This is a genomic window from Rhodobacter maris, from assembly GCF_900217815.1.
GTDB classification, from domain to species: domain Bacteria; phylum Pseudomonadota; class Alphaproteobacteria; order Rhodobacterales; family Rhodobacteraceae; genus Rhodobacter; species Rhodobacter maris.
This window is the reverse complement of the sequence record NZ_OBMT01000004.1, coordinates 142,515-151,587: the sequence shown is the minus strand read 5'-3', so window position 1 is coordinate 151,587 and position 9,073 is coordinate 142,515. Positions and strand designations below refer to the sequence as shown.

The 9,073-nt window shown below is 67.1% G+C and carries 11 protein-coding genes and 1 riboswitch; of the genes, 4 read left to right on the top strand and 7 right to left on the bottom strand.

Annotation, left to right across the window (positions count from 1 at the left end; all coding sequences use genetic code 11):
* Positions 1-63: 63 nt before the first annotated feature.
* Together CRO22_RS08535 and CRO22_RS08530 are read right to left on the bottom strand one after the other, a co-directional pair.
* Complete coding sequence (locus CRO22_RS08535; protein WP_097069719.1) at positions 64-510, bottom strand: hypothetical protein; 447 nt, start codon at positions 508-510, stop codon at positions 64-66.
* A gap of 85 nt (positions 511-595) precedes the next feature.
* Positions 596-1,246 (bottom strand): carbonic anhydrase, encoded by a 651-nt coding sequence (locus tag CRO22_RS08530; protein ID WP_097069778.1) that lies wholly within the window; start codon positions 1,244-1,246, stop codon positions 596-598.
* A 152-nt stretch (positions 1,247-1,398) separates the two neighbouring features.
* Between CRO22_RS08530 and CRO22_RS08525 the strand changes: the two genes are divergently transcribed.
* The 3 genes from CRO22_RS08525 (at position 1,399) to CRO22_RS08515 (ending at position 4,079) form a co-directional block, all read left to right on the top strand.
* Entirely contained in the window at positions 1,399-1,779 is a 381-nt protein-coding gene (locus CRO22_RS08525; protein ID WP_097069718.1) for a hypothetical protein, read from the top strand.
* 72 nt (positions 1,780-1,851) lie between these two features.
* Positions 1,852-3,255: a leucyl aminopeptidase family protein gene (locus CRO22_RS08520; protein ID WP_097069717.1), complete on the top strand. Its 1,404-nt coding sequence runs from the start codon at positions 1,852-1,854 to the stop codon at positions 3,253-3,255.
* Positions 3,252-4,079, top strand: a complete 828-nt coding sequence (locus CRO22_RS08515) for a C40 family peptidase (protein ID WP_097069716.1) — start codon at positions 3,252-3,254, stop codon at positions 4,077-4,079. The genes CRO22_RS08520 and CRO22_RS08515 overlap by 4 nt, the downstream gene beginning before the upstream one ends.
* On the opposite strand, the gene CRO22_RS08510 is transcribed toward CRO22_RS08515, so the two are convergent.
* On the bottom strand, positions 4,076-4,420 hold the full coding sequence (locus CRO22_RS08510; RefSeq protein WP_097069715.1) for a DUF2794 domain-containing protein: 345 nt from the start codon (positions 4,418-4,420) through the stop codon (positions 4,076-4,078). The genes CRO22_RS08515 and CRO22_RS08510 overlap by 4 nt on opposite strands.
* A 340-nt stretch (positions 4,421-4,760) precedes the next feature.
* Here CRO22_RS08510 and CRO22_RS18835 point away from each other — a divergent pair, with 340 nt between their 5' ends.
* Positions 4,761-5,198, top strand: a complete 438-nt coding sequence (locus CRO22_RS18835; protein WP_176518591.1) for a c-type cytochrome — start codon at positions 4,761-4,763, stop codon at positions 5,196-5,198.
* Between the two features lie 16 nt (positions 5,199-5,214).
* On the opposite strand, the gene CRO22_RS08500 is transcribed toward CRO22_RS18835, so the two are convergent.
* The 4 genes from CRO22_RS08500 to CRO22_RS08485 form a co-directional block, all read right to left on the bottom strand.
* Entirely contained in the window at positions 5,215-5,568 is a 354-nt protein-coding gene (locus tag CRO22_RS08500; RefSeq protein WP_097069713.1) for an I78 family peptidase inhibitor, read from the bottom strand.
* Between the two features lie 108 nt (positions 5,569-5,676).
* On the bottom strand, positions 5,677-6,372 hold the full coding sequence (locus CRO22_RS08495; RefSeq protein ID WP_097069777.1) for a thiamine ABC transporter ATP-binding protein: 696 nt from the start codon (positions 6,370-6,372) through the stop codon (positions 5,677-5,679).
* Positions 6,356-7,900 carry an ABC transporter permease family protein gene (locus CRO22_RS08490; RefSeq protein WP_097069712.1) on the bottom strand — a complete coding sequence of 515 codons (1,545 nt, stop codon included), beginning with the start codon at positions 7,898-7,900 and terminating at the stop codon, positions 6,356-6,358. The genes CRO22_RS08495 and CRO22_RS08490 overlap by 17 nt, the downstream gene beginning before the upstream one ends.
* Entirely contained in the window at positions 7,876-8,865 is a 990-nt protein-coding gene (locus CRO22_RS08485; RefSeq protein ID WP_097069711.1) for a thiamine ABC transporter substrate-binding protein, read from the bottom strand. Before CRO22_RS08485 ends, CRO22_RS08490 begins: the two co-directional genes overlap by 25 nt.
* A 35-nt stretch (positions 8,866-8,900) precedes the next feature.
* A riboswitch (TPP riboswitch) is annotated at positions 8,901-9,000 on the bottom strand.
* Positions 9,001-9,073: the final 73 nt, after the last annotated feature.

Below are 9,073 nucleotides of genomic sequence, written 5' to 3'. Positions count from 1 at the left end.
TCCTGGCCCCGGACTTTGCGAGGCCGCATGACGCCGCCATTCTGGCGGTGTGGCGGAGTGCCTTCAGGCAGCCCGCCCCGGTCGTCGCCCCAAGCTCGATTGGCTCACCCCGCTAGCGACAAGCCCCGCTTTGCGGGAGAGTGCGCCGGGGAAGGGGGCGCGGAATTGCAACATCAGTTCGGCCAGCGACTGGCCAATCTCTTCGACCCAGAGCACGAAATGGTCGGAGGGCCATTCGTGCAGGCCGAGCCGCTCGCCATCAAGGCGCAGAACGAACCCGCTCTTGCGCAGCTTGGCTTGCAGGTCAAGCCAGCCCTGGGCGCTTTCGAAGGCCGCGGAAATCACGGCCATCTGGCTTTTCTGTACCACGCTCGGCACATCCTGCAACGCTTCGGAAAGCGCGCTGCGGATCAACTCGGCGGGCGTTTCTTCATGCAGCCGTGCCGCGGATTCGATCTTCGCGATGAGGTCGACGGGCAGGCGGAGAGTGACGAGTCGGTGTTGGGTCATGCGCCCAATCTCGCCCGTTAAGCTTAAGAAGCGGTAAAGCGGTTAAGGCTATTTCGCGCCCCCGCTTTTCGCTTTCCCGCCGCGTTCAGAGCACCTCAAAAATCTCGGTTTCCGGGTTGAATTGCCACAGCAGGCCCTCGCCGATATCGTTCCAGAGCCCGTGCAGGCTCATGTCGCCCGCCGCCACGGCATCGCGCACGAAGGGGAAGGTGATCAGGTTCTCGAGGCTGATCACCACCGATTCCCGTTCCAGCGCCGTGACCCGTTCGGGCTCGGGAATGTGCTGGACGCGCTCGAAGCCGGGGCGCAGCAGGCTCAGCCAGGTGCCGACGAAGGAAGTTTTCTGCTCAAGTTCGGGCGCGTGGCCGGTGCACATCGCATGGCAGCCCGCCACACCGCCGCATTGCGAATGACCCAGCACGATCACATGCGCGACCTTGAGCGTGGTGACGGCATATTCGATCGCCGCCGAAGTGCCGTGGTGGTCGCCGTCGGGCGTATAGGGCGGCACGAGGTTGGCAATGTTGCGGTGGATGAAGAACTCGCCCTCGTCGGCGCCGAAGATCGAGGTCACATGCACCCGCGAGTCGCAGCAGGAAATCACCATCGCGCGGGGGTGTTGCCCCTTCTCGGCAAGGTGACGATACCAGGGGCGGTTTTCGGTATAGGCGGTGGCACGCCAGCCCTGGTAGCGGTTGACCAGATAGGAGGGCAAGGGCCGCACATGTGCTTTCATCGTCATCCTCTTTCGAAGCTGGCCCTGAGATAGGCCGCAAGTGCCGCAAATGCGAGGGCTTTTTCGTCGCCTCTCAACCTTTTCTTGAAACTTGCCGGTCAATCTGGCGCTGGCCGTGGGGGCCGGGGATCAAGAAAAGCGGAGGCTCAGGGGTGAGCGCGATCGAGAATTTGCGGGTAGATGAGCCGGTGCGGCTCGACCCGGACCGTCTGGTGGTGATCTATGCGGAGCTGGGCGAGATCGGCGCCGAGCGGGTGATTGCTGCGGCGATGGAGGATCTGGCGGTGCATCTGGTGGCGGCGCAGCTCGCGGCGCGTGATGGCCAGACCGATACGCTGGAGCGCGCGGTGCGCGAGATGGTGACCCTGGCTACCCAGGTCGGTATGGTGCTGCTCACACGGGTGGCGGAAGATCTGCTGGCCTGCATCGCGCGGCGCGATTTTGTCGCGCAGGCGGCAGTGATGGCGCGGCTCGTGCGCATCGCCGAGCGGTCGCTGACCGCAGTGTGGGACATCCAGGACATGCGGATCTAGGGGCCGCCCCAGATCGGGGCTTGCGGGTGGCGGGCGGCGCGTTAGGCTGGCGCGAAATGCCCGGAGAGCCTGATGACCGATCTGTTTCGTTTCCGTTCCGAAATGCGTTTTGCCGACTCGGCTGCAGCGGCTTTGCCGCTTTGGACGGTGGCTGCAGGCGCGGACCTGCCCACGGCGCTGAGCCCGGCACAACGCGCCTTTGCTGCGGCGCAGGGCTTTTCCGGTGCGACCGGCAGCCTGTGTCTGCTTCCCGATGAAACCGGTGCCCTCGCGGGCGCGCTGTTTGGTATGGGAACGGCGCAAAGCCGGGCGCGGATGCGGTTCAGCCTCGCTGGCGCGGCGGCAAAACTGCCCGCAGGCGCGTGGCGGCTGGCTGTCGATCTTCCCGAGGCGGAATGCGCGCGCGAAGCGCTTGGCTGGCTTCTTGAAGGCTATCGGTTCGAGACCTACGCGAAAAACCCGGTCCCGGGGGCGCGGCTTGTTGCGCCGGACGGCGTGGAAGCGCGTCGCCTTGAGGTGATGGCGGAGGCCGAGGCGCTCGCCCGCGATCTTGTCAACACGCCCGCCAATGACATGGGGCCGGAGGAGCTTGAGGCGGCGGTGCGGGCGCTTGGCGCGATTCATGGCGCCGAGGTCAGCGCCATCGTTGGCGAAGATCTCTTGGCCGAGGGCTATCCGCTGATCCATGCAGTGGGCCGCGCCTCGCCCCGCGCGCCGCGGCTCATCGAGCTGCGCTGGGGCAAGGAAGGGCCGGAGGTGGCGCTCGTGGGCAAGGGCGTTTGCTTCGATACAGGTGGGCTCGACCTCAAACCGGCCGCCAGCATGGGACTGATGAAAAAGGACATGGGCGGCGCGGCCAATGTGCTGGCCTGCGCACATATGATCATGGCGCTGGGCGCGCCGGTGCGGCTGCGCGTGCTGATCCCGGCGGTGGAAAATGCCGTCTCCGGCAATGCCTTCCGCCCGCAGGACATTCTCATCTCCCGCAAGGGGCTGAGCGTCGAGATCAATAACACCGATGCCGAGGGGCGGCTGGTGCTGGCCGATGCGCTCGCCGCCGCCGATGAGGAAGCTCCCGATCTGATCGTTTCCATGGCGACGCTGACAGGCGCGGCGCGGGTGGCGCTTGGCCCCGACCTGCCGCCCTTCTATACGGATGATGAAGACCTTGCCGAAGCGCTTGCCGAGGCTGCCGAAGAGGGCGCCGATCCGCTCTGGCGGATGCCGTTCTGGGCGCCCTACGAGACGATGATCGAGCCGGGCATTGCCGATCTCGACAATGCACCCTCGGGCGGCATGGCGGGTTCGATCACCGCAGCGCTGTTTCTGCGCCGCTTCGTCACCGAGACCGACCGTTTCGCCCATCTCGACCTCTACGCCTGGCAACAGGTGGCGGCGCCCGGCCGCGCCAAAGGTGCTTTCGGGCAGGGCGGCCGCGCGGTGCTGGGCGCGCTCACAAAGCTCTTTGCGCTATGAGCGACGCGCGGCTGACCCCGTTTTCGGGAAAGATTGCGCGGGAAAGCCTGCGCGGTCAGGTGGCTGCCGAAGTCTTCGTGCCGGGGGAGGCCGCGCGGGTCATCACTCCCGTCGCCGATCTGGCGCTTGATCCCGCAGGCGGGCGTGACCGGCAGTTGATCCTTGGCGCCGAAGTGGTGGTGATCGAACGGCGTGCGGCGCGCGCTTTCGTGCAGGCCGATCTCGATGGCTATTGCGGCTGGGTCGATGCCGAAACGCTGGGTGCGCCGCAGACGGCCACCCATGTCGTTGCCTCGCGCGGCACGCATCTTTACCGCGCGGCCTCGATCAAGCGCGGCGAGATCTGCGCCCTTTCGATGGGGTCGCGGCTTGCTGTGCTGGGCTTCGAGGGGGAGCTTGCCCGCACGCCCGAGGGATTCGTGCCTGCCACGCATCTGCGCGCGCTCGATGACCCCGAGCCCGACCCGGTCTCGGTGGCCGAGCGACTTGTTGGCACGCCCTACCTCTGGGGCGCGAATGGCGCTTTTGGTATCGACTGCTCGGGGCTGGTACAGCTCGCCTTCACGCTTTGCGGCCGCGCCTGCCCGGGCGACAGCGACCTGCAACGCGCCGCCTTCGGGGATTTCCTGCCTGAGGGCTCCCCGTTTGCGCGCGGTGATCTGTTGTTCTGGCAGGGCCATATCGCGATGGCGCTGAGCGGCGAGGCGATGATCCACGCCACCGGCCACACCATGCGGGTGCTGATCGAGCCGATCGCTCCGGCGCTTGCGCGGATCGAAGCCACGGGCACCGCCCCCTATTTCGGGGCGAAGCGGCCGGATTAATCCACGGCGCGAATGAGCTTGCGCTCGATCACGCGCAGCACGGGCGGCAACTCCTGCCCGCGCTTGAGCACCTGCCCCTCCGGGCCGATCAGCGCATATTGTCCCTGCCGGTTGCGCAGGGCCGGGCGCTTTTCGATCCGGTAGAGCGGTGTTTCCGCGGTGCGCCGGAAAATCGCGAACACGGCATGGTCCCGCAGAAAGCTCATCGCGTAGTCGCGCGCTTCCGCCATCGCCACCATGCGCCCGTAAACCGCGAGGATCGCCCCCAGTTCCGCACGGTCAAAGGTCACCTGCGCGGCGGCAGACGAGAGCGGAAAGGGCGGCGGGGGCTGCAGCGTCATGACGGAATGGTGACATTGCCGGGCGCACAAATCAATGCCCGGGATGGCGGGGGCCGAAACGATTCACCCTGCCCGGGAATTGCCCGAAATTTGTCGGCAAAATACCCCGGCGGCTGCGCAGTTGCGCCCGCTTTGCAAGCGAAAAGGAAAGCAGCGGAAAACGCTGAAGCCCCGGGGAGCGGTCAACAGCCCCCACCCAGTTCGCTCGCCGGGGCGGCTTCCACCAGACTTGACCCTCGCCCTTCAAAGGCGGGGGTTTCTGTTTCGTGATCGCAAGGCCGCGGTTCGGCAGTTGCCAGCGCCCGCCAATCCCCGCATCTTCCGCGCGAAGGAGACCCCGATGCAGCGATTCACCCCCGTTCTTTCTCTTTTCATGGCGCTGGCCCTCGGTGGTGGTGCCGCGCTGGCCGAGGAGGTGAAAGACCCCGATGTGAAGGCCCGCATCGCGCTGATGCAGGATTTCAAGACGCAGATGAAGGTTCTGGGCGAGGCCGGATCGGGCAAGGTGCCCTTCGATGCGGCGCGGGTCGCAGCGGCGATTGACGCGCTCACGGCCGGGGCGGGTGAGATCGCGCCGCGGTTCCGTCCGCAAGCCGATGACCCGGCCTCCGAGGCGTTGCCCGAGATTTGGGCGGCGCCGTCGGAATTCCGTCAGAAAACGAACCGGATGATCCGCGCGACCGGGGCGCTGGACGGGGAGAGCGCCGGGGCGCTCGCCAAGACGCTCGATCCGGTTCAGGCCGCCTGCAAGGATTGCCACGGTCGCTTCAAGATGTGAGCGGAGGAGACGGGCTTCAGCCGCAGTCGATGTTGAAGATGTTGCCCGCGGCATCGAGGCGGAACACGATCCGCTGCGGGTTGTATTCCTGCGGCTCGATCCCGCGCCATTCCACGACGTTGATCGGCCGGGTGATGCCGAGCGTCGGGATCACCGAAGAAGGCTGACCGAGCGCCGAGGTGTATTCGACGGCATGGCAGGTGTCGGGCTCACGCGCCTCGAGCGCGCCGTCCTGCGAGACGGCGGGGGTCATATGCGGCACCGGCAGCGGCTGCTCGGGCAGGGACTCTTCTTGCGAGGAGGCGCAGGCGCCAAGCGCGAGCAGCGCGGCGACGGGAAGCGGGGCGAAACGCGAAACGGTCAAAATCATGGTCGGGTCATCCGTCTGGGGGCCGCGGCATCAGGGCCGGGGCGATCAGTTTGAGCGCTTATACAGTGCTCGCAAGAGCTTGCAAAGCCACGCCTCGGTGAGGGGCGGCTAGGGCCCGAGATAGGCCGCAAGCGCGGGCGGCGGGTTGGCGAGCAGCGCGGCGGTGGGGCGGGGCGGATAGGCCGTTCCTTCGGCCACCAGGACGGTTTCCGGGCAAAGCGCGGTCGCATCTGTCGGATCGTGGCTCACCATCAGAACCGTCGTGCCTTGCTCGCGGGCGATTTCGGCCACAAGTGCCAACATCTCGGCTTTCAGCGCCGGGCCAAGGGCGGCGAAGGGCTCGTCGAGCAAAAGCAAAGGCTTGGCGCGCAAAAGGCAGCGTGCCAATGCGACCCGTCCCTGCTCGCCGCCCGACAGCGCCACGGGTTTGCGCGCGCCAAGCCCCGCAAGCCCGACCCTTTCGAGCGCGGCTTCGATGCGGCGGCTGTCCCCGGTGCTCAGCCGTGGTCGGGGCGAGATGCCAAGCCCGATATTTTGCGACACCGTCAGATGCGGAAACAGGTTCTGGTCCTGAAACAGGATCGAGAGCGGGCGCATTCCGGGAGCGGTGCCGGTGATGTCCGTACCCGCCCAGAGTACCCGGCCGGCGCTCGGTGCAAGAAAGCCCGCGATCGTGGTGAGCAGCGTCGATTTTCCCGCCCCCGAGGGGCCGAGCACCGCCACGCGCGCACCGGGCGCGATGCTGAAATCGGCCTCAAGCGCAAAATCATCCTGCGTGATCCGCAGTCTATCGAGGGTCAGCATGGGCTCCGATCCGGTCGAAGAGGGCATAAAGGCCGAAGGTCAGCGCCATCAGCAGGCAGGCGGCGCCCGCGGCCGCCTCCATCCTGTAACTTCCCATCAGGCTGTAAAGGGCGAGCGGCAGGGTCTGGCTGCGCCCATCGGAAAATAGCGTGATCGCGCCCAGATCGCCCATCGAGAAGGCCGCCGCGATCCCGGCGGAAAAGCCCAGAGGGCGGGCGAGGCGCGGCAGGGTGAGGAGGCGCAGCCTTGCAAGGCCCGAGAGCCCGAGGCTGGCCGCGAGCCGGTCGTAATCGGCCTGCAGGCTGCGGACTTCGGGCAGCAGGAGCCGCAGCGCGAAGGGCAGGGTGAGGGTCGCGTTGACAAGCAGCGTCACCGGCAGAGCGAGGGATGTCGGGGCGAGCCAGGGCCGCACAATCAAAAAGAGCCCGGTGCCAAGGACGAGCGCCGAGGCCGTCATCGGCAGCATCGCCACCGGTTCGGCCCAGCGCGCGCGCGGGGCTGCAAGCGAAAGGGGGAGCGCGAGGGTGAGCGTCAGCACCGTGGCGCCAAGCGCGAGCATGAGCGAATTGGCGGCCGCGCGCCAGACCGAAGCCGGCAGCGCCGGGATCTCGGTTATTCCCCTCAGGGCAATGGCGAGAAGCGGGGCGAGCAGGAAGGCCGCGGCGAGCGTGAGCGTGGCGCCGTCCTTGATCCGGTGCCACCGGTCGGGGGCGAGGGCGGCGGGCGCGGCGCGGTCGAGCCCGGCGCCAAAGCTGCTCGGTAACGTGAGGCGCGCGGCCGCCCCGAGCGCCGCGAGCGCCAGCGCGATCTGCACAAGCGAGAGCGTGGCCGCGCGCCCCAGATCGGCATCAAAGCGGAAGGCCTGATAGATCGCCACTTCGATCGTCGAGGCGCGGGGGCCGCCGCCAAGGGTGAGCGCCACGGCAAAAGAGCTGACACAGACAAGGAAGATCGCGAGGAAGGCGCCGGGCAGCACCGCGCGCAGCATCGGCCGCTCCAGATGGCGCGCCTGCGCGGCGGGCGGCAGACCGAGCGCGAGCGCGAGCCGGAGCCGTTCGGCCGGGATCGCCTGCCAGCCCTGAAGCAGCATCCGCGCCGCCAAGGGCAGGTTCAGGAAGATATGGGCAACGACAACGCCCTGTGCCCCGTAAAGGGAGAACTCCGGCAGGCCGAGCCCCGCGAGCAGCCCGTTCACCACACCCCTGCGGCCAAGGATCGCCAAAAGGCCCATCACCGCCACGATGGTGGGCAACAGGAACGGCGCCCCCAGAAGCGCGATGAAAGCGCCGCGCCCCGGAAAGCGGCGGCGATGCAAGGCGCGGGCGAGCGGGATCGCCAGCGCGCAACTGAGCCCGGCGGAGAGGGCGGCCTGCCAGAGCGTGAAGATCAGCGCGTCAAGGTCAGAGGGGGTGAGCGCCGACACGCCCCCGGCACGGAGGATGACCGCGCCGAGGGGGGCAAGCACGAGGGCTGCAACGAGGGTTGCGGCCAGCGCTGCCGGGATCATTTGCCGAAATTCGCCCGCCATTCCTCAAGCGCCGGTCCGCGCAAGGCCTCGGCCTCCGCCTCCGGGTAGAAATAGGAGGTTTGAGGCCGCGGCAGGGCGGCGAAGCCTTCGGGCAGGAAACCCGGCTTTTCGATGACCGGATAGGACCAGTTCGCCGTCGCGATCATGCCCTGGAAGTCATCCGAGAGGATGTAATCCATGAAGGCCTGCGCGAGTTCGGGGTGTTTCGACCCCTTCAATTGTGCGGCGAGTTCGGCATAGAAGTAATGCCCCTCGGGGAAGATCGCGGCGACCTTGGTGTCATCCCCCTCGGCGATCAGGTGATAGGCGGGCGAGGTGGTGAAGCTCAGCACCATATCGGCCTCGCCATCGGTGAAAAGCCCGTAGCTTTGCGACCAGTCCTGCGTCACGGTGAGCACCTTGGGGGCGAGCTTCGCCCAGGCTTCGCCCGCCTTGTCGCCATAGATATGCTTCACCCACAGAAGCAGCGCGAGCCCCGAGGTCGAGGCGCGCGGATCCTGAATTGCGATCTTGTAGGCATCGGCGGGGGCGTCGAGCAGCTCGGCAAAGGAGCGCGGCGGGGTGGCAAGCCTGGTGCGGTCATAGACGAAGGCGACCTCAGACCAGTCAAACGGCAGGAAGGTCTCGTCCTCCCATGTCACAGGCATGGTGAGGCGGGAAAGATCCTCGCCATGGGGCGCGAAAAGCCCGCTTGCCCGCGCGCGCGCCGAGACATCGGTGTTGAGCCCGATCGCCACATCGGCTTCGGTCGCCTCGCCCTCGAGCAGGATCCGCGGCAGCACATCGCCCGCAACGAAGCGCAGATCGCAGCCACATTGCGCTTCAAAGCCCGCCTCGATCGCCGGACCGGGCCCCCATTCGGAGGTGAAATAGTCGGGCGCGTAGACGGTGAGCACGGGTTTGTCGGCGGCGAAAGCAGTGTTCGCAGCGACAAGGCAACCCGCAAGCATCAGAGTTTTCTTCATCTTTCTCTCCAATGGCTTGACGAGCGGAGTCAGTCCGGGAGAGCCGGCACCTTCCCTCCGCCGGTCTTAACCGGTTCAGGCTCGACGGGTTCGCGCAAGCGCATCTCAGCCTTTGGGGCACCCCGAGGTGGAACCGGACCATAGGCGAAACGCGCAGGCGCGCAAGTGAAAAGGTGATTTGCGCTCGATCACGGCGCGGGGCTAGCGG

What these genes read in the sequence shown, in the direction of transcription:
- CRO22_RS08485 (WP_097069711.1), bottom strand. Translation starts at nt 8,865, where the DNA reads ATGAAGAAAACTCTGATGCTTGCGGGTTGCCTTGTCGCTGCGAACACT.
- CRO22_RS08490 (WP_097069712.1), bottom strand. Translation starts at nt 7,900, where the DNA reads ATGGCGGGCGAATTTCGGCAAATGATCCCGGCAGCGCTGGCCGCAACC.
- CRO22_RS08535 (WP_097069719.1), bottom strand. Translation starts at nt 510, where the DNA reads ATGACCCAACACCGACTCGTCACTCTCCGCCTGCCCGTCGACCTCATC.
- CRO22_RS08510 (WP_097069715.1), bottom strand. Translation starts at nt 4,420, where the DNA reads ATGACGCTGCAGCCCCCGCCGCCCTTTCCGCTCTCGTCTGCCGCCGCG.
- CRO22_RS18835 (WP_176518591.1), top strand. Translation starts at nt 4,761, where the DNA reads ATGCAGCGATTCACCCCCGTTCTTTCTCTTTTCATGGCGCTGGCCCTC.
- CRO22_RS08500 (WP_097069713.1), bottom strand. Translation starts at nt 5,568, where the DNA reads ATGATTTTGACCGTTTCGCGTTTCGCCCCGCTTCCCGTCGCCGCGCTG.
- CRO22_RS08515 (WP_097069716.1), top strand. Translation starts at nt 3,252, where the DNA reads ATGAGCGACGCGCGGCTGACCCCGTTTTCGGGAAAGATTGCGCGGGAA.
- CRO22_RS08520 (WP_097069717.1), top strand. Translation starts at nt 1,852, where the DNA reads ATGACCGATCTGTTTCGTTTCCGTTCCGAAATGCGTTTTGCCGACTCG.
- CRO22_RS08495 (WP_097069777.1), bottom strand. Translation starts at nt 6,372, where the DNA reads ATGCTGACCCTCGATAGACTGCGGATCACGCAGGATGATTTTGCGCTT.
- CRO22_RS08530 (WP_097069778.1), bottom strand. Translation starts at nt 1,246, where the DNA reads ATGAAAGCACATGTGCGGCCCTTGCCCTCCTATCTGGTCAACCGCTAC.